The following is a 17,244-nucleotide window of genomic DNA, read 5'->3' as shown; positions in this document are numbered from 1 at the left end:
CAGACATGGCCAGCGTTCCCGCAGAAACAGTCCCGAATATGCCAGCCACGCAGGGTGGCGGTGGCTCCGAAAGCAGCAGTGACTTGTTTATGGGCTTTAACCGCCTGAACCTGCTGCGACAGGTTGGCCTTATGGTGGGGCTTGCTGCCAGTGTTGCACTGGGCCTCGCAGTTGTACTTTGGGCGCAGGAGCCGAACTATCAGCCAGTGGTGGGGGATTTGTCTGCGTACAACCCTCAGGACGTAACCACCATTCTCGACAGTAATGGTATCGATTATAAAATGGATACGCGCACTGGTGCTCTGCTGGTGCCTTCCGAGCAGGTATATACAGCCCGGCTTAAATTGGCGGCCGAGGGCGTTACAGATCAAAAAACCATGGGTTACGAACTGCTCGACAAAGATCGTGGCCTGGGTACATCCCAGTTTATGGAAACGGTCAGCTACCGCCGTGGCCTTGAAGGCGAACTGGCACGCACCATCAGCAGTATGCGTGGCGTGCGCGCTGCCAGGGTTCACTTGGCTATACCCGAGCGTTCTGTATTTGTGCGGGATGCCCGTGATCCTACCGCCTCGGTGTTTCTGGAAGTTTTTGCAGGGCGCCGTCCGGAGCAGGAACAGATTGCAGCGATCGTGAATCTGGTAGCCGGCAGTATTCCAATGATGAACAAGGACCATGTCACGGTTGTTGATCAGAACGGGAATTTACTGACTGGTAAAACCAATCGCGGCGATGGCGAGCGCATGCAGGATCAATACGAGTACACCTCGCGCCTGGAAGAGCGTCTTACGCGCCGCGTTGCCTCTCTAATCGCACCTATTGTTGGCGAAGGCCGGTACCGGGCCGAAGTCTCTGCAGATCTGGATTTTTCCTCAGTTGAGCAGGCAGAGGAGCTGTTTAATCCGGAGCAGCAAGCTGTGCGCAGCGAGCGCGATTTAACAGAGCAGCGCGTTGCCGGATTTAACGGTGGTGTGCCGGGTGCTCTGTCTAATCAGCCTCCCGCTAACGCCACAGTACCTGAACAGGTTAATGCTCAAGCGGGCGCTGCAGAGGATGGAGTACCAACGCAGCCGCCAGTGAATGTGCGCAAGGAAACAACACGAAATTATGAGATGGACCGTACGGTCAGTTACACGCGGCAGGAGTTGGGGCGCGTAAGGCGTGTAACGGTAGCACTGGCTGTTGACGACATGAAAGTGGTCAATCCGGATACCGGCGCGGTAACCTATGAAGCCTGGCCCGAGCAGGAATTGCAGCGCCTGAGCATGCTTGTGCGGGATGCTGTAGGCTATTCTGCTGCACGGGGTGACAGTGTAACTGTAATGAATACAGCGTTTGCCCCGGAAGAAGCTTACGAGTTTGACACTCCCGGGTTCTGGGAACAGCCCTGGTTTTGGGATCTCATGAAGCAGGTTTTGGCTGGTCTGGTGATATTGGTATTGGTGTTAGGCCTGTTGCGTCCAACATTGAAGAGCCTGTCTGGTGGCGCTCAGCGTGCCCGGAGTGGGGATTCCGATTTGGATGGTTATGATGACGAGGGTGGAAACGATGCTCTGCGACAAGCATTGACCTCGCAGGACGACTTGCTTTTGCCGGGCGCGACAGACAGCTATGATAGACAACTGAATGCTCTTAAAGGCCTGATTGCCGAAGATCCGGCGAGGGTTTCTCAGGTGATGCGCCAGTGGGTGAATGTTGATGACTGATCAATCCGGAGCGCCAGGTGCTGATGCACCTAAAGCGCCTCAGAGGAAAATTCCTCGGGTAGAGCAGGCGGCGATTCTGCTGATGTCTCTGGGCGAGGCAGATGCTGCTGAAGTGCTTAAGCATATGGGGCCCAAAGAGGTCCAGCGGGTAGGTGTTGCCATGGCTCAGATGAAGGATGTGAGCAAAGGCGATGTAACCTATGTGCTCAATCAGTTTGTGGATGCAGTGGGTGGCCAGACCGGGCTTGGCGTAGGCAATGATGATTATATTCGCGCCATGCTGACACAGGCTCTTGGTGACGATAAAGCTGCGAGCCTGATTGATCGCATTCTTATCGGTGGCAATACCACCGGCCTGGACACGCTTAAATGGATGGAGCCAAGAGCTGTCGGTGATATTATCCGCTATGAGCATCCGCAGATTCAGGCCATAGTTATCTCCTACCTTGATCCGGACCAGGCTGCCGAAATATTGGCAACCCTGGATGAAAAGGTACGTCTCGACGTAATGATGCGGGTGGCTTCGCTCGAAAGTATTCAGCCCCAGGCCCTGCAAGAGCTAAACGATATTCTGGAAAAGCAGTTCTCCGGCGGGTCGGCGGCCCAGACCAGTCGCATAGGCGGTATAAAGCGCGCGGCGGACATTATGAACTTTATGGATCGCAGTATTGAAGGCAGCCTGCTGGATTCCATCAAGGATATGGACCCGGACCTCGCCACAACAATCGAAGACCTTATGTTTGTGTTTGATAACCTCAAGGATATTGATGACCGGGGTATTCAGGCGTTGCTGCGAGAAGTGTCTTCAGAAGTGCTGGTTGTTGCCCTCAAGGGCGCTGATGACGCAGTGCAGGAAAAAATATTCAAGAACATGTCCAAGCGTGCAGCCGAGCTGCTGCAGGACGATCTGGAAGCGAAAGGCCCTGTGCGGGTGAGCGAAGTGGAATCCGCTCAGAAAGACATTATTAACATTGCCCGTCGCATGGCCGAAGCGGGAGAAATCACGCTGGGCGGCGCGGGTGAAGAAATGATGTGATGAAAGACTCCTCCAAAGACCCTCTTAAAGATCTCAGTCGCATTCCCAAAGAGGAACTTACCGCCTATGAGCGGTGGGAACTCCCGTTGCTCGATGCCCGTGGCAACGAGGTTGCCCGTGTGGAAGAGCGTAACGTAAAGCCATTGACCGCCGGTGATATCGTCGAAATTCGCCAGGCTGCGCATGATGATGGCTTTAACGAAGGGCGAGAGCAGGGATTGCAGGAGGGTCGTGCTGAGGGTTATGAGCAGGGCCACAAAGAAGGCCTTGAAGCCGGGCTTGCCGAAGGGAAGGAACGGGGCCAGAGCGAGGGTTATGACGAAACCCGCAAGGAAGTCAGCGCAAGCCTGGATCGCCTTGAACAATTACTGGGGGAGTTGCTGGTGCCTATCGGTCGGCACCAGGATGAAATTGAAACTTCTTTGCTGAACCTCACCATGGTGCTTGCCCGGGCCGTTGTTTACCGCGAATTGACTATCGACTCTTCACAGATACGTAAAGTGGTGCGCCGAGCCATGGAAGCCTTGCCCACCACGGCGGAAAATGTTCGGATTTATGTGCATCCGGATGATCACAGCGCCGTTGTTGAAGTGGCTGGGCGTTTTGAAGCGACAGCCTCTGTTGTAGAGGATGACAAGGTATTGCCTGGCGGCTGTCGGGTTGAAACCCGCAATAGTCTCGTCGACTTTACCGTCGAAAAACGCTTTCAGCGCGCTGTTCAGAGCATGTTGGAGCCTCAGGTCGGCAATGGTGAAAGCGGCGAACCTGAAGAATTGGGCGCGCTGATGGATGATCTGACAGACTTTCAGCGAGATGTACTGAGCTCTCCGGAAGAAAAAACAAGCGAAGAGGCTACTGAGGGCAGTATGCCCCCCGAAGATAAACCTGTCGAAGGCGAGCCTGATGACATCCTCCCTGGCTGACCGCCTCGATCGATATCAGGCCTATCTCCGCTCAGATCTGGAGCCTGAGCTTTCAGGTCGCCTGACCAGAATGGTTGGGCTAACGCTGGAATGTGTCGGCTGCCCGATGGTGGTGGGCGACAGGTGTGTGATAAAAGGCGAAGGTGGCGGCACGGTTGAGGCGGAAGTGGTGGGGTTTGAGGATGATAAAGTCTACCTCATGCCTTTGACTGCCATTGAAGGTCTTAAACCAGGTGCAAGGGTAGTTCGGTTGTCCTCAGCCAGCCGTGTTCCGGTTGGTCCTCTTATGCTGGGCCGTGTAGTGGATGGCAGTGGCGAGCCCCTTGATGGCAAGGGGCCGTTGCAGGCTGAAGCCCGTGTTCCACTTACCGGCGACATTATCAACCCTCTTAACCGCGCTCCTGTGCGCCAATCCATGGATGTGGGCATCCGGGCCATTAATGCCTTGTTGACCGTTGGTCAGGGGCAGCGTTTGGGCCTGTTTGCGGGCAGTGGTGTTGGTAAGAGTATGTTGTTGGGCATGATGACCCGGTTTACCGACGCCGATATCACCGTTGTGGGCCTGATTGGTGAGCGGGGCCGGGAAGTTAAAGAATTTATTGAGGATATTCTGGGTGAAGAAGGCCTGGCCCGGTCGGTTGTGGTTGCTTCCCCGGCTGATGATTCGCCTCTGATGCGATTGCGTGCGGCCATGCTGACTACCCGCATTGCAGAGTACTATCGGGATCAAGGCAAGCGCGTGCTGCTGTTGATGGATTCGCTCACACGGTACGCTCAGGCCCAGCGCGAGATTGCATTGGCGGTTGGGGAGCCACCTGCGACCAAAGGCTATCCGCCTTCTGTGTTCGCCAAACTACCGCAACTGGTGGAGCGAACGGGCAATGGCTTACCCGGAGGCGGCTCCATTACTGCATTTTATACCGTATTGACCGAAGGCGACGATCAGCAGGACCCCATTGCAGATGCAGCCCGGGCGATACTGGACGGTCACATTGTGCTGTCCCGAAGGCTTGCGGAAGAGGGCCACTACCCCGCCATCGACGTTGAAGCTTCCATCAGTCGGGTTATGCCACAAGTAACAGAAACCGAGCATTTTGCTCGGTCCCAGCGGTTTAAACAGGTTTATTCCCGTTATCAGCAGGCCCGCGATCTGATCAGTGTTGGTGCATACGTGAAGGGTTCTGACCCGGAAACCGATTTTGCCATTACTCATATCAGCAATATGCGCCAATTCCTGCAGCAGGACCTTAACGAGCGCGCTTCCTTGCCTGAAAGTATTGAGGGCTTGCTGTCGGTCGTTCCGGAGAGGCGTTCACCGGAGCGCCGTAAATCTGCCGCTCTTGATCCAACGGCCGGTACCAATAGAGGTGCTGAATAATGCTGCGCTCAAAACGCCTCGCGGTTGTGCTCACTCTTGAAGAGCGAAAGGAGAAGGAAGCGCTCGAATTGATGGGCAAGGCTCGCGAAGTGGTTGAGCAGCACAGTGAACAGGTGGCAAAGCTCAACCGCTACCAGCAGGAATACCGGGATCAGATTCGAGAAAGCCAGCATGGCGTGGTGCAGGTAAATCGCTTGCAGGCCTGGCAGGCATTTATTGCCCAGCTTGATCAGGTTATCCTGCAGCAGCAAAAACAGCTTACCCAGGCTGAAGCAGTGTTTGAGGCCCGCAGGCGAGAGTGGCAACAAGCCTGGGAGCGCCGTCGAGGAATGGAAAAATACATTGAAACCTGTCGCCAGCAAGAAAGCAGGGCACAGGATGTTCAGGAACAGAAGCTTGCGGATGAGGCTGCTGGCCGGGCTTTTGCACGTCGCAGTCGTTGATGCTTGCGCTGAATCATTCTTCACTTCATGCAAACTGGCAGCGCTGCGCTATCCTTGTATAAACACGGGGCGCCTGAACAGAGGTTGCCGGATGTTTTAATAAATACCACCGGAGGTTTATGCGGATGCCAATTGAGACCCACCGTAGTCACGATGGACGATCCCTGACCATAAAGATAGAAGGCCGCTTTGATTTCAGTACTCACCAGGCCTTTCGTGATGCCTATGAACATGGTGGGCGGGATGTTAGTGGCTACGTTGTGGATTTGTCAGACGCAACCTATCTCGATAGTTCTGCACTGGGTATGCTGCTTCTGCTCCGGGATCATGCGGGCGGAGACAGTGCCGATATTGTCATTCAGAACTGCAACAACGATGTCCGCAAGATACTGACCATCTCCAACTTTGAGCAACTGTTCACCATTCGGTGATCCCTCAGATCACTGGAACCTGTCATGGATGAATCTGCACCTCTCAAAATTCTCATTGCAGACGACAGTGACAGTGACCGCCTGATACTGAAAACCTTATTGAAGCGCTTGGGCCACATGGTGGTCGATGCGGCCAATGGCCACGAGGCAGTGGCACTCTTTCAGTCGGAAACACCGGATATTGTCTTGCTGGATGCACTCATGCCTTCAATGGACGGCATGGAGGCTGCCCGACATATCAAGAAACTTGCGGGTGAGCGTCTGGTGCCGCTGATCTTTATTACCTCTCTGACCGAGCCCGAGGACCTGGCAGGGTGCCTTGAAGCCGGAGGGGATGGATTTCTCAGCAAACCCTATAACCGGGTGATGATCAAAGCCAAGGTCAATGCGTTTAACCGGATGCGCCTGATGCACCAGGCGCTGTCTGATCAGCGAGACCTGATGCATGAGCGAAACCGGCAGTTGCTGAAAGAGCAACACATAGCCCGAGGGGTTTTTGATAATGTCGCTCATACCGGTTGCCTGAATGCGCCTAATATTCGTTTTCATGCATCCCCCTTATCAGTGTTCAGTGGCGATGTACTGTTTGCCTCACCCCGGCCGGCCGGTGGAATGCTTGTATTTGCCGGAGATTTTACCGGCCATGGATTACCTGCAGCGATAGGCGCTATGCCCGTAGCTGAGTCCTTTTATGGCATGGCGGGAAAGGGCTTTAATGGTGCCGATATCCTCAGGGAAATAAACCAGAAGCTGGTCCGGATTCTCCCGAAAGATATGTTCTGCTGCGGCGCTATGGTGGAAGTAGACTTTGCTCTGAATCAGTTAAATATCTGGAATGGCGGCTTGCCTGACATGTGGCTGATGCGGTCGCCAACTGAGCGTTACAGCCTGCCTTCGCGTCACTTGCCTCTGGGAATTCTGGGTCCGGACCAGTTTAAGGCAGACATGGAAACTGTGAGGTCGCGGCCAGGCGACCGTTTGCTCTTGATGACCGATGGCGTGCTGGAATGCTCTGATAGCGAGGGGCAGCTCTTTGGTGAGCAGGGCGTTCGTAGGGCTATAGAAAATGCTGGCCTGAGCAGGCACCCTTTTGATGCACTTATGAGCGAAATACAGCGGTTTACCGGGCAGCACAAGTTTGGCGACGATCTAACGCTTTGTTGTCTGGAAATGGTTGATGAAGCAGGTCAGGCGGCTTTGCCTGATGCCGTTGAGCTGTCGACCCTGGCTGGGCCAACGCAGTGGCGTTGTGATTACGAACTCCAGGGGAGTACGCTTGGAGAGTTTAACCCTCTGCCACTACTCCTGCACATCTGTATGGAAGTGCCCGGGTTACGGCGAAGGAGCGGAGAAGTTTATACACTGCTTTCAGAGCTGTACAATAATGCGCTTGAGCACGGTGTACTTCAGCTTCCATCGGAATGGAAATATACACCAGAGGGCTTTGACCGATACTATTCCGAACGGGCCAAACGTCTAAGCCGGGTAGATGGTCACTATATACGGTTCAGTTTTCATCACGATTTGACGGCTTTGGGGGGGCGTTTGCGTGTTGTCTGCGAGGACAGCGGCGAGGGCTTCGATTTCCAGAACCATCCCGTTCTGCAAGCCACAGAGATGGCTCAGAGTGGTCCCCGCTACGGCGGCAGGGGCTTGGCATTAATAAAACGGCTGGCGAAAACCGTCCAGTTTGATAAGAAAGGGAGCCGGGTAGACGTTGTCTATGAATGGTTCTTTTAATAATAACCTTTAACAGGAACAAGGGAGTTGGTCATGGTTGATAAGCCACACCTTGATGAAGAAGCTCTGGCAGAGCTTCAGGATGTAATGGAAGATGAATTCGAAACACTGATTAACACCTACCTGAGCGATTCGAGAGATAGAATCGAAAGCCTGAAAAAAGCCATAAGTGACGGAGATGCCGAGGCTTTGGCCCATACCGCCCACAGCTTTAAGGGCAGTTGTATCAATATTGGAGCACCGCGTCTTGGAGCTCTTTGCCGGGAAGTCGAGAAAGCCGGACAGGACGGGCGCCTGAGTGATGTTCAGCCCGTTCTGGATACCATAGACGCAGAGTTTCAGCGGGTGACGGATGCCCTGCACACGCTGATGGCCGGGGGCGCGGAATAGTCTGCTGAACCGGTAATGGAGCCAAAGGCTGTAGGCTGGCACCGCTTTTGCAGTTATCCGGGTATGAGCCTGATAAACCGCCTTTAGGCGGATTGAATCAGGCATCCAGGGTTCAAAAGCGGCAAGAGGTTGCCATGACTCAGATGGTTCTTCCCCAGACTCCCGCACCAGGGATGCAGAATGATGCCGGTGCTTCGAAAGCCGGATCAGCTCGCGACAGTGTGGGCGGCGAAAGCCGGTATGATTCTGTTTCCCGCACGGAGCAGAAGCGACTGGATCGCCAACAGGCCCAGCGTAACGACGATAACAAACAAACCGAAGCCAGAAACGCCCGGAAAGCAGACAGTGAGCCGACTGCGAATCAGGCCCAGCCTTCCGGAAAGCCCGGCGCGCCAGCAAAAGCTGACAAGACGGCCGCAGCAGACGAAACGGCTGTGGCTGGTATGAGTGTTGACGGAGCGAACGCAGAAATAGCGCCAGAGATGGAAGCGCTGGCTATTCCCCTGACGTTTGCAGAGTTGCAGGCGCTGCTGGTGCCGACAACAGGGCAGGCTGCGGTGGCAGGCGGATTACCTGCGAATAATCCAGCTGCAGTAGCGCCGGGCGCCCAGTTGTTTGCAGGTCTTGCCGGAGTCAAACCTGAACAGACTGCCACACAGTTGTCCGATTCAGTGATGCCCTTGGCCGGTAAATCGGCCAGTTCAATTGACCCCTCTGCGCTGCTGACCGGAACCCGTTTCGAATCGGCAGTTGAACTGGTTTCCCAGCAAAACGCCAACAACGCTGCCGGCAAGCTGGCGGCAGACGCGCAGGTGCCTCTGAGGAGTTACGCAACATCGGTTGATGTGCCCGTAAATCATGCAGAATGGGGCGACAAACTCATGGGCAAGCTCAGTTGGCTCACAGCCAAAAACCTGTCGGTGGCTGAGATTCACCTGACGCCTCCTGACATGGGGCCAATGGAGGTTCGGGTTCGGGTTCAGAATGACCAGGCCAACATCACTGTACATGCAGCAAACCCCGTTGTTCGGGAACAGTTGGAACTTCATTCCCACCGGCTCCGTGACATGCTGGGCGAGCAAGGGCTTTCCCTGGCTCAATTTGACGTGTCGGATAACTCTCGGAACTCGTCTGGAGAACAGAATACAGGTGACGGGGATGGCTCATCGACCGGGTCTGGCACAACACTGTCAGCGGCAGAAAGCGGTGACGAAGGGGGGCAAGCTGGCAGTCTTGACCTGAGCTGGAATGGCGCCATCGATGTATTTGCCTGAGCACCAGCACTAAATACTGAACGCTGTTCGCCAATCCGCTTTGCCCCACACCTCTCGCAAGGCTAAACTGCGGGACTGAACGGAGGGCAGGGCGTTCTGGCCCGCTCCTTGCAAAAAAATATACAAACGTCTTGGGCATAAGAGTTCATTGACGGATTTCTGGCGAAAAACACTATGGCAGAAAACAGCACAGCTGAGGCAGCACCGGCCAAAAAAAGTAAACTGAAACTGATCATTTTGCTGGTGATCGTAGTGATACTGGCGATTGCGTTATCCGTTGCAGGAACCCTGTGGTTTCTCGGTGGCACTATACCCGGAATGGGGGGCGACGCCGCCAGTGAGGACAGTACGGTAACGGAAGAACCCTTTACACCCAGTGTTTATCTGGAGATCGAAAAAGCTCTGGTAACAACGGTTCAGGGAGAGGGGCGCCAGCGTTATGTGCAGGTGTATGTGTCGCTGGAATCTCTGGGCCCTCAGGCTCTGGCTGCGGCCAAACTGCATATGCCCTTGATTCGTAGCCAGCTGGTGATGGTGCTTGGCAGTAGCAGCTTTGCCGAGTTGCAAACGCCGGAAGGGCGGAAAAACCTCGCAGACAGGATGCTGGATACGGTTAATCAGGTTTTGGAACAGGAAGGCGAACCCACGATCACCAGGGTGTTGTTCAGAAACTTCGTCGTTCAATAGTTAGCGCAACAGAGCCCCTACATGGGCACAGGTTTTCAGCGGCAGGACTAGGTATGCAGGATTTACTGTCACAGGATGAAATTGATGCGCTCCTTCACGGCGTAGATGAAGGTGACATCGATACCTATGAAGAAAGCGACGAAACCGGCGTAAAGTCCTACGACCTCTCCAGTCAGGATCGTATCGTTCGGGGCCGGATGCCGACGCTGGAAATGATAAACGAGCGCTTTGCCCGCTATACTCGTATCAGCCTGTTTAACTTGCTGCGCCGCAATGCGGATGTCTCCACCGGCGGCGTTCAGATCATGAAGTTTGGCGAGTACATACACACTCTGTATGTGCCCACTAGTTTGAATCTCTGCAAGGTACGTCCGCTGCGGGGAACATCCCTGTTTGTTCTGGATGCAAAGCTTGTATTCAAACTGGTTGATAACTTTTTCGGTGGTGAGGGGCGGCATGCCAAGATCGAAGGTCGCGAGTTCACGCCAACAGAAAATCGCATTGTCCAGATGGTCCTCAACCAGGTTTTTCAGGACATGCAGGAAGCCTGGCAAGCGGTTATCAAAATAGATTTTGAATACCTCAGCTCCGAAGTAAACCCTGCCATGGCCAATATTGTGAGCCCCAGCGAGGTTGTGGTGGTTAGCACTTTCCACATCGAACTTGATGGCGGCGGTGGTGAGCTACACTTTGCCTTACCTTATTCAATGATTGAGCCTATACGTGACGTGCTCGATTCCGGTGTGCAAAGCGACGTTGACGACGTGGATGAGCGCTGGGTCAGTGCCATGCAGGAGGACATCAAAGAGGTGGAGGTTCCAATAAACACCACTGTCTGCAGGCGTCGGATTTCCCTGAGGGAAGTCGCCAAGCTGAAGGCTGGCGATATTATACCGGTAGAGGTGCCTGAGCATCTGACAGTTACCGCCAATGGTATTCCTATTTACAAGGCAACCATGGGAACTCGAGACGGCAAGCTGGCGTTGAGAATTCATGAGCGGGCGGAACGCCCAAAGGTAAAAAAACAATCGAAGGTAGGACGCAATGGCTGACGACAAGAAAGAAGGTCAGGAGCTGAGCGAGGACGAAAAGCTGGCTGCCGAATGGGAAGCAGCCATGGAAGAGTCCGGTGATGAAGGCTCTGAAGAGTCCACGGAAGATGAGTGGGCCCAAGCTATGGAAGAGGCCGGGGAGACTGGGGCCGGTAAAGCCGCCGATAGCAGCGTTCGCGCAGCCCCTATGGAAGAGTTTGACGAAAGCAGCATGGCAACCAAGGGCAGCGCTACGCCGCCGGATCTGGATGTGATTCTCGATATACCTGTCAGCATCTCCATGGAGGTCGGGAATACCCAGATACCCATTCGCAACTTGCTGCAGCTGAACCAGGGTTCGGTGATCGAGCTGGATCGGCTGGCAGGTGAGCCATTGGATGTGTTGGTAAACGGAACCCTCATTGCCCACGGCGAAGTGGTTATGGTCAACGAAAAATTCGGCATCCGCCTGACCGATGTGATCAGCCCGGGCGAACGCATCAAGCGGCTGCAGAAATAGTATGTGGATTAAAGCGGCGGTAGCCTCGCTACTCCTGTTGGCGTTACCCGCCATTGCGGAAGAAACCGCTGAGGCCATAAAAAGCGCACCGGCAAAAGTGGCAGGCAACGCTCCGGATACCTTGGGCACGTTACTTAGCCTGGGTGTCGGCTTGTTGGCGGTTATAGCCGTTATTTACGGTTGCGCCTGGATTATTCGCAGAATGAATGGCATGACGGGCATGAATAACAATGCCATCAAGGTTGTCTCCGTAATGGCCATTGGCGCCCGCGAGCGCATCGCGCTGATTGAGGTGGGCGGCCAGCAGATTTTACTGGGGATCACCCCGTCAGCGATACGAACGCTTCAGGTTTTTGAAGAACCGGTTGTGGATGCAGGTAAAGCAACTTCCGGAGACTTCGCCAAACGGCTGCAGGGCATGATTGGCAAATCCTGGACGGCTCCGAGCAAGGAATGACGGATTCTATGATGGTGGCCGCACTCAAACGACACATTCCATTTTTAGTTGTACTTGCAGGTATGTTCTGGGCCCCGTTGGCGGCTGCAGACTTGCCTGGTATTCCCGCATTCACGGTTCAGCCCGGCGAGGGTGAAGGTGTTGAGGAATACTCGGTAACCTTGCAGATTCTGGCGCTGATGACCGCGCTGACCTTCTTGCCTGCCATGCTCATGATGATGACATCCTTCACTCGCATCATCGTGGTGTTTGCAATCTTGCGCCAGGCTCTGGGGCTGCAGGCGACACCTTCAAACCAGATACTGCTTGGCCTTGCGCTGTTTCTCAGTATTTTTATCATGAAGCCCGTGCTTGAAGAGGCTAATCGCGTGGGACTGCAACCCTACCTTCAGGAGGAAGTAACTTCCCTGGAAGCAGTGGAGTTGGCCAGTAAGCCGTTCAAGGAATTCATGCTGGGGCAAACCCGGGAAGATGATTTGGCGCTGTTCATGCGCATTGCCGACGTTCAGTACGATACTGCGCGGGATGTTTCATTCTGGATTCTGATGCCGGCCTTTGTAACCAGCGAGTTGAAAACAGCCTTCCAGATAGGGTTTATACTGTTTATTCCGTTTCTTATTCTCGACATGGTCGTCGCCAGTGTTTTGATGGCCATGGGTATGATGATGTTGTCACCCATCATCATCTCGCTGCCGTTCAAGATTATGCTGTTTGTTCTTGTAGACGGCTGGGCCCTCATTATGGGAACCCTCGCAGCCAGTTACGGGATATAGGCCGGCTATGAGAGACAGGAGAGAAGCATGACTCCGGAAACCGTTATCGACATCATCCGTGAAGCCTTGTGGATGATCGTGCTGTTCGCGTCCGTCATTATCGGGCCTGGGTTGGTTATTGGTCTGGTTGTGAGTACCTTTCAGGCCGCTACACAGATCAACGAGCAAACCCTGAGCTTCCTGCCACGCCTGCTGGTAACACTTATAGTTATCATTGTTTTGGGGCCCTGGTTACTAACCAAGCTTCTGGATCATGCACACCGGCTGATCTCCAGCATTCCCTACCTGATCGGCTGATCCATGACCCCCATGGAACTCAGTGCAGACATGCTCGGCCAGTGGGTTGGGCAACATCTTTGGCCATTGTTCCGATTGGCCAGCTTTCTGATGGTCATCCCCATTTTCGGTACCCAGCTGGTTCCCGCCCGCGTGCGCTTGGGGCTTGCGTTGTTAATGACTATTCTGATCGTGCCGATGATTCCGGAAGTACCAAAGGTTGAAGCACTGAGTGCGGATGCCGTTGTTATTACGCTCCAGCAAATTCTGATCGGTGTAGGCATGGGGTTTGCGCTAACTGCACTCTGGCAGCTGTTTGTTGTTGCCGGCCAGATGATCGCCATGCAAATGGGCTTGGGCTTCGCCTCCATGGTCGACCCGGCCAACGGCGTAAACGTACCTGTACTCGCCCAAATCTACACCATTACCATTACTCTGCTGTTCCTGGCCATGAACGGTCACCTGGTGGCGTTTGAGGTGTTTATAGAAAGTTTCAGAATCATGCCCATCGGCATGGAGGGCCTAGGCCAGGTAGGTGTTTGGGAGTTGGCGCACCGCATAAGCTGGATGTTTGCCTCTGCCATGCTGCTGGCGTTGCCGGCGGTAACGGCCGTTCTTATTGTCAGCATTTCCTTCGGCGTAATGACCCGGGCTGCGCCGCAAATGAACATCTTCGCACTTGGCTTTCCGATTGGCCTGATTTTTGGATTGTTTGCCATATGGGTGCTGCATGCCAACTTTCTGCCGCACTTTCAGAACTACACTGAGCAAACCTTTGAGTTCATGCGGGGCCTGCAAGGGCAACCCTAACTGATACGCCAAGAGTTCTAGTATGGCTGAAGAAAACGACAACAGTCAGGAAAAAACCGAAGAGGCCACCCCCCGAAGGCTTGAGAAAGCCAGGGAGGATGGCCAGACTGCCCGATCCAAAGAGCTGGCCACCATGGCTGTTCTGATCGCCGGTGCCGGTGGTCTGTTGATGTTTGGCGCCCACTTGGGAGCTGCGTTGGAGGCCATCATGCGTGATGCTTTCACGCTGGAGCGCTCTGCAGTATTTGACACCCGGCACATGAGCCTCCAGCTGATGGCCTCGGCTAAAGAAGCTGCATGGGCGCTTTCCCCGATTCTTGTAATTCTTCTGATTGCCGCTATAGCCGGATCCATCGGCATTGGTGGTTTGTTATTCAGCGGTAAAGCGATAGCCCCTAAACTGAATCGCATGGATCCCATCAAGGGTTTGGGACGCATGTTCTCTGCCCGCTCCCTTATCGAGTTGGTTAAAGCTATCGCTAAAGTGGGCCTGGTAATGGCCTTGGCTGTGCTCATTCTGAATGTTCGCACGGAAGATTTACTCTCCATCGCCAATGAGCCGGCAGTGCCCGCCATGGAGCACGTGCTCTGGACCTTGGGTTGGAGTTTTTTCCTGCTCTCATGCGCCACCATCATCATTGCCATGATCGACGTGCCATTCCAGATTTTCGATCACCAGAAAAAGCTGCGAATGACCAAGCAGGAAATCAAAGACGAATATAAGGATTCTGAAGGCAAGCCCGAGGTTAAAGGCAAAATTCGCCAACTCCAGCGAGAAATGGCCCAGCGCCGCATGATGCAGGATGTGCCGACGGCCGACGTGGTCATCACCAACCCGACTCACTATGCGGTGGCGTTGAAATACGATCCGGACTCCATGGGCGCGCCCATGGTGGTCGCCAAGGGCAATGACCAAACGGCCTTCAAAATCATGGAAATCGCCCGCGAGCACAAAGTCGAAATCCTCCGCACGCCCCCGCTTACTCGTGCGGTTTACCACAACAGCGACATAGGCGACGAAATCCCCGATGGCCTCTACATGGCCATAGCTCAGGTTCTGGCTTATGTGTTCCAGCTCCGGCAGTTCCGCAAGGGGCGCGGGCCCAAGCCTGGGATGCCTGACTTGCCGATTCCTTCCGATTTGCGGCGGGATATTTAGCCGGCCGGCTTGGGCTCCTAGCCTGCTAGCTTTGGTGGGGGAGTGGTGGGTGGCCTTTCCAGGACTGTCGGTGGCCATGGACGGCCACCGTCAAGCCCCCATGGATGGGCTCGTAGCGGTTTTTGGGAGGCAGCCCCGCATGGCGGCAAGCACCAAAGTCGGCAGGCTACAAAAGAGGAGGGTAGGTACAAGGAGGAAGAGCCACCACCAGTGCCCGAAGGCACCAGTGGGACAATAATTAACGCTGAGGTCAGTCTTCTTTGTGCTCGTAAATCGCCTTACCCCATGCTTCACGGCTGCCCGGAAGAATCAGGTTCAGGATGATGGCCGCTACCGCACACAGGGCGATACCTTCAAGGTGCCCAAGAACCATACCGCCGATACCGAACACCAGAGTCACACCTACGATAACCAGATTACGCGCCTGAGAAAGATCAACTTGATGGCGGATCAGCGTGCTCATGCCTACCACAGCAATAGAGCCGAACAGCAAGCACAGGATGCCGCCCATTACTGGCACCGGAATAGTCTGCAAAGCTGCGCCGAACTTGCCCACGAATGCCAGCACGATCGCAGTGCAGGCCGCCCACCACATAACCTTCGGGTTGAAATTGCGAGTCAGCATTACAGCGCCGGTTACTTCTGAATAAGTGGTGTTTGGAGGCCCACCAAACATAGCTGCTGCACTGGTAGCCAGGCCGTCGCCTAACAAAGTGCGGTGCAGGCCGGGCTTTTCCAGATAGTTTTTACGAGTCACATTGCCAATTGCCAGAATATCCCCGATGTGCTCAATGGCCGGAGCAATGGCCACAGGAATCATGAACAAAATTGCGCCCCAGCTAAATGCTGGCGCCACAAAGTTGGGAACCGCAAGCCAGGGGGCCTGCTGGATAGGCGTTGTATCAACAATGCCTGCAAGAGCAGACAGCACATAGCCAACAATCACACCAAACATAATGGGAATCAGGCGAAAAATGCCCTTAGCCCAAACCGACGCAACAATCGTCACAATCAGCGACGTCATGGCAATCCAAAGAGCAGTAGCTTCTGGAATCAGCTGAACCGCACCATCGCCGGTGCGGCCAGAAGCCATGTGCACTGCAACCGGCGCCAGGCCAAGGCCAATCACCATAATCACCGGCCCAATAACTACGGGAGGCAGCAGGCGGGTTACAAAGCCGGTGCCGCGCAGCTTTATTGCGCCACTGAGAATAATGTAGAGGATACCTGCCGCCATCAGGCCGCCCAGAGTCTCCTCAAGGCCAAACTTGCCTTTGGAAGCAATAACAGGCGCGATAAAAGCGAAAGACGAGGCCAGGAAAATCGGGATCTGGCCACCGGTAACAATATGAAAAATCAGAGTACCCACGCCGGCCGTAAAGAGTGCGACGTTTGGGTCGAGGCCAGTGATCAGAGGCATCAGAACCAGCGCACCAAATGCTACGAGGAGCATCTGTGAGCCGGCAATTGCCTGCTTCCAGGTTGAATCCGTGGAGTGGTCTTGCATGATCAACTGTCCTTTTGCTTGGTGCCGAAGATTTTGTCACCGGCATCGCCAAGTCCGGGCAGGATGTAGCCTTTCGCGTTCAGGCCGTCGTCTACAGACGCGGTGTAAATGGATACATCCGGATGCTTGTCCAGAACATTCTTTATACCCTCTGGTGCTGCCACCAGCACCAGAGCACGAATTTCGGTGCTTCCGGCTTTCTTGAGCACGTCGATGGTGGAAATCATCGAGCCGCCGGTGGCAACCATAGGATCAACGATCAGAGCCATGCGCTGATCCAGTTCGCCCACCAGTTTTTCCAGATAGGTGTTGGACTCCAGAGTTTCTTCATTACGGATCTGGCCCACCACGCTCACCCGGGCAACCGGGATCAGGCTGAGAACACCGTCCAACATGCCAAGTCCAGCTCGTAAAATAGGGACGATGGTTATCTTTTTTCCTTGAATTTGCTCCACATTTACCGGGCCAGCCCAACCGTCGATGGTTTTTTCCTGCAGGCTGAAATCCTTGGTGGCTTCATACGTCAGCAGAGCCCCAACCTCCTGAGCCAATTCACGAAAGTTTTTGGTGCTGATCTCGGCGCGGCGCATCAGGCCGAGTTTGTGTCTGATCAGGGGGTGTCTTACCTCGTGGACTGGCATGGGCTCACCTGTTTTCTGGGTCTGGGGATAAAGGGTTGAGTGTTGCAATTTGTGGCGCAAGG

Annotated in this window: 19 protein-coding genes; 17 read left to right on the top strand and 2 right to left on the bottom strand. The window is 54.5% G+C overall.

Annotated elements, in window-relative coordinates:
* Nucleotides 1–5: 5 nt before the first annotated feature.
* From fliF to flhB, 17 genes are all read left to right on the top strand, one after another.
* On the top strand, nucleotides 6–1,706 hold the full coding sequence (fliF, locus tag FE848_RS02640; RefSeq protein ID WP_200201172.1) for a flagellar basal-body MS-ring/collar protein FliF: 1,701 nt from the start codon (nucleotides 6–8) through the stop codon (nucleotides 1,704–1,706).
* Nucleotides 1,699–2,742, top strand: coding sequence for a flagellar motor switch protein FliG (fliG, locus tag FE848_RS02635; RefSeq protein WP_200201171.1), 1,044 nt, complete (start codon nucleotides 1,699–1,701; stop codon nucleotides 2,740–2,742). The genes fliF and fliG overlap by 8 nt, the downstream gene beginning before the upstream one ends.
* Nucleotides 2,742–3,665 (top strand): flagellar assembly protein FliH, encoded by a 924-nt coding sequence (locus tag FE848_RS02630; RefSeq protein WP_200201170.1) that lies wholly within the window; start codon nucleotides 2,742–2,744, stop codon nucleotides 3,663–3,665. Before fliG ends, FE848_RS02630 begins: the two co-directional genes overlap by 1 nt.
* On the top strand, nucleotides 3,646–5,043 hold the full coding sequence (fliI, locus tag FE848_RS02625; protein ID WP_200201169.1) for a flagellar protein export ATPase FliI: 1,398 nt from the start codon (nucleotides 3,646–3,648) through the stop codon (nucleotides 5,041–5,043). Before FE848_RS02630 ends, fliI begins: the two co-directional genes overlap by 20 nt.
* Complete coding sequence (fliJ, locus tag FE848_RS02620) at nucleotides 5,043–5,486, top strand: flagellar export protein FliJ (RefSeq protein ID WP_200201168.1); 444 nt, start codon at nucleotides 5,043–5,045, stop codon at nucleotides 5,484–5,486. Before fliI ends, fliJ begins: the two co-directional genes overlap by 1 nt.
* Before the next feature lie 125 nt (nucleotides 5,487–5,611).
* On the top strand, nucleotides 5,612–5,917 hold the full coding sequence (locus tag FE848_RS02615) for an STAS domain-containing protein (protein WP_200201167.1): 306 nt from the start codon (nucleotides 5,612–5,614) through the stop codon (nucleotides 5,915–5,917).
* A gap of 24 nt (nucleotides 5,918–5,941) precedes the next feature.
* Complete coding sequence (locus FE848_RS02610; RefSeq protein WP_200201166.1) at nucleotides 5,942–7,657, top strand: fused response regulator/phosphatase; 1,716 nt, start codon at nucleotides 5,942–5,944, stop codon at nucleotides 7,655–7,657.
* Nucleotides 7,658–7,690: 33 nt separating this feature from the next.
* On the top strand, nucleotides 7,691–8,047 hold the full coding sequence (locus FE848_RS02605) for an Hpt domain-containing protein (protein ID WP_200201164.1): 357 nt from the start codon (nucleotides 7,691–7,693) through the stop codon (nucleotides 8,045–8,047).
* 134 nt (nucleotides 8,048–8,181) lie between these two features.
* Nucleotides 8,182–9,321 (top strand): flagellar hook-length control protein FliK, encoded by a 1,140-nt coding sequence (locus tag FE848_RS02600; RefSeq protein ID WP_200201161.1) that lies wholly within the window; start codon nucleotides 8,182–8,184, stop codon nucleotides 9,319–9,321.
* Between the two features lie 174 nt (nucleotides 9,322–9,495).
* Nucleotides 9,496–10,008, top strand: coding sequence for a flagellar basal body-associated protein FliL (gene fliL, locus FE848_RS02595; RefSeq protein ID WP_200201159.1), 513 nt, complete (start codon nucleotides 9,496–9,498; stop codon nucleotides 10,006–10,008).
* 53 nt (nucleotides 10,009–10,061) lie between these two features.
* The gene (fliM, locus tag FE848_RS02590) at nucleotides 10,062–11,060 is read left to right on the top strand and encodes a flagellar motor switch protein FliM (protein WP_200201158.1); all 999 of its coding nucleotides are present in this window, start codon (nucleotides 10,062–10,064) and stop codon (nucleotides 11,058–11,060) included.
* Nucleotides 11,053–11,559 carry a flagellar motor switch protein FliN gene (gene fliN, locus FE848_RS02585; RefSeq protein ID WP_200201157.1) on the top strand — a complete coding sequence of 169 codons (507 nt, stop codon included), beginning with the start codon at nucleotides 11,053–11,055 and terminating at the stop codon, nucleotides 11,557–11,559. The genes fliM and fliN overlap by 8 nt, the downstream gene beginning before the upstream one ends.
* A gap of 1 nt (nucleotide 11,560) precedes the next feature.
* The gene (gene fliO, locus FE848_RS02580; protein ID WP_200201156.1) at nucleotides 11,561–12,016 is read left to right on the top strand and encodes a flagellar biosynthetic protein FliO; all 456 of its coding nucleotides are present in this window, start codon (nucleotides 11,561–11,563) and stop codon (nucleotides 12,014–12,016) included.
* Between the two features lie 8 nt (nucleotides 12,017–12,024).
* Nucleotides 12,025–12,789: a flagellar type III secretion system pore protein FliP gene (gene fliP / locus FE848_RS02575; protein WP_265091879.1), complete on the top strand. Its 765-nt coding sequence runs from the start codon at nucleotides 12,025–12,027 to the stop codon at nucleotides 12,787–12,789.
* A 27-nt stretch (nucleotides 12,790–12,816) separates the two neighbouring features.
* Entirely contained in the window at nucleotides 12,817–13,086 is a 270-nt protein-coding gene (gene fliQ, locus FE848_RS02570) for a flagellar biosynthesis protein FliQ (protein ID WP_071267679.1), read from the top strand.
* Between the two features lie 3 nt (nucleotides 13,087–13,089).
* A complete protein-coding gene (gene fliR / locus FE848_RS02565; protein ID WP_200201155.1) occupies nucleotides 13,090–13,875 on the top strand; it encodes a flagellar biosynthetic protein FliR in 786 nt (261 codons plus the stop codon).
* Nucleotides 13,876–13,897: 22 nt separating this feature from the next.
* The gene (flhB, locus tag FE848_RS02560; protein ID WP_200201154.1) at nucleotides 13,898–15,034 is read left to right on the top strand and encodes a flagellar biosynthesis protein FlhB; all 1,137 of its coding nucleotides are present in this window, start codon (nucleotides 13,898–13,900) and stop codon (nucleotides 15,032–15,034) included.
* A gap of 250 nt (nucleotides 15,035–15,284) precedes the next feature.
* On the opposite strand, the gene FE848_RS02555 is transcribed toward flhB, so the two are convergent.
* Nucleotides 15,285–16,541 (bottom strand): uracil-xanthine permease family protein, encoded by a 1,257-nt coding sequence (locus tag FE848_RS02555; protein WP_200201153.1) that lies wholly within the window; start codon nucleotides 16,539–16,541, stop codon nucleotides 15,285–15,287.
* 2 nt (nucleotides 16,542–16,543) lie between these two features.
* The gene (gene upp, locus FE848_RS02550; RefSeq protein WP_200201152.1) at nucleotides 16,544–17,182 is read right to left on the bottom strand and encodes a uracil phosphoribosyltransferase; all 639 of its coding nucleotides are present in this window, start codon (nucleotides 17,180–17,182) and stop codon (nucleotides 16,544–16,546) included.
* Nucleotides 17,183–17,244 lie beyond the last annotated feature (62 nt).

Origin of the sequence: Marinobacter sp. 1-3A (genome assembly GCF_016597775.1) — a bacterium.
Classification (GTDB): Bacteria; Pseudomonadota; Gammaproteobacteria; order Pseudomonadales; family Oleiphilaceae; genus Marinobacter; species Marinobacter xiaoshiensis.
This window is presented reverse-complemented; position numbering and strand designations above follow the sequence as displayed.

Excerpts from the sequence above, each read along its gene's own strand:
- fliG (WP_200201171.1), top strand. The coding sequence starts at position 1,699 with ATGACTGATCAATCCGGAGCGCCAGGTGCTGATGCACCTAAAGCGCCT.
- fliF (WP_200201172.1), top strand. The coding sequence starts at position 6 with ATGGCCAGCGTTCCCGCAGAAACAGTCCCGAATATGCCAGCCACGCAG.
- fliI (WP_200201169.1), top strand. The coding sequence starts at position 3,646 with ATGACATCCTCCCTGGCTGACCGCCTCGATCGATATCAGGCCTATCTC.
- FE848_RS02630 (WP_200201170.1), top strand. The coding sequence starts at position 2,742 with ATGAAAGACTCCTCCAAAGACCCTCTTAAAGATCTCAGTCGCATTCCC.
- fliO (WP_200201156.1), top strand. The coding sequence starts at position 11,561 with ATGTGGATTAAAGCGGCGGTAGCCTCGCTACTCCTGTTGGCGTTACCC.
- fliR (WP_200201155.1), top strand. The coding sequence starts at position 13,090 with ATGACCCCCATGGAACTCAGTGCAGACATGCTCGGCCAGTGGGTTGGG.
- fliN (WP_200201157.1), top strand. The coding sequence starts at position 11,053 with ATGGCTGACGACAAGAAAGAAGGTCAGGAGCTGAGCGAGGACGAAAAG.
- upp (WP_200201152.1), bottom strand. The coding sequence starts at position 17,182 with ATGCCAGTCCACGAGGTAAGACACCCCCTGATCAGACACAAACTCGGC.
- fliQ (WP_071267679.1), top strand. The coding sequence starts at position 12,817 with ATGACTCCGGAAACCGTTATCGACATCATCCGTGAAGCCTTGTGGATG.
- fliL (WP_200201159.1), top strand. The coding sequence starts at position 9,496 with ATGGCAGAAAACAGCACAGCTGAGGCAGCACCGGCCAAAAAAAGTAAA.
- fliJ (WP_200201168.1), top strand. The coding sequence starts at position 5,043 with ATGCTGCGCTCAAAACGCCTCGCGGTTGTGCTCACTCTTGAAGAGCGA.
- FE848_RS02605 (WP_200201164.1), top strand. The coding sequence starts at position 7,691 with ATGGTTGATAAGCCACACCTTGATGAAGAAGCTCTGGCAGAGCTTCAG.
- FE848_RS02555 (WP_200201153.1), bottom strand. The coding sequence starts at position 16,541 with ATGCAAGACCACTCCACGGATTCAACCTGGAAGCAGGCAATTGCCGGC.
- FE848_RS02615 (WP_200201167.1), top strand. The coding sequence starts at position 5,612 with ATGCCAATTGAGACCCACCGTAGTCACGATGGACGATCCCTGACCATA.
- fliM (WP_200201158.1), top strand. The coding sequence starts at position 10,062 with ATGCAGGATTTACTGTCACAGGATGAAATTGATGCGCTCCTTCACGGC.
- flhB (WP_200201154.1), top strand. The coding sequence starts at position 13,898 with ATGGCTGAAGAAAACGACAACAGTCAGGAAAAAACCGAAGAGGCCACC.
- FE848_RS02610 (WP_200201166.1), top strand. The coding sequence starts at position 5,942 with ATGGATGAATCTGCACCTCTCAAAATTCTCATTGCAGACGACAGTGAC.
- FE848_RS02600 (WP_200201161.1), top strand. The coding sequence starts at position 8,182 with ATGACTCAGATGGTTCTTCCCCAGACTCCCGCACCAGGGATGCAGAAT.
- fliP (WP_265091879.1), top strand. The coding sequence starts at position 12,025 with ATGATGGTGGCCGCACTCAAACGACACATTCCATTTTTAGTTGTACTT.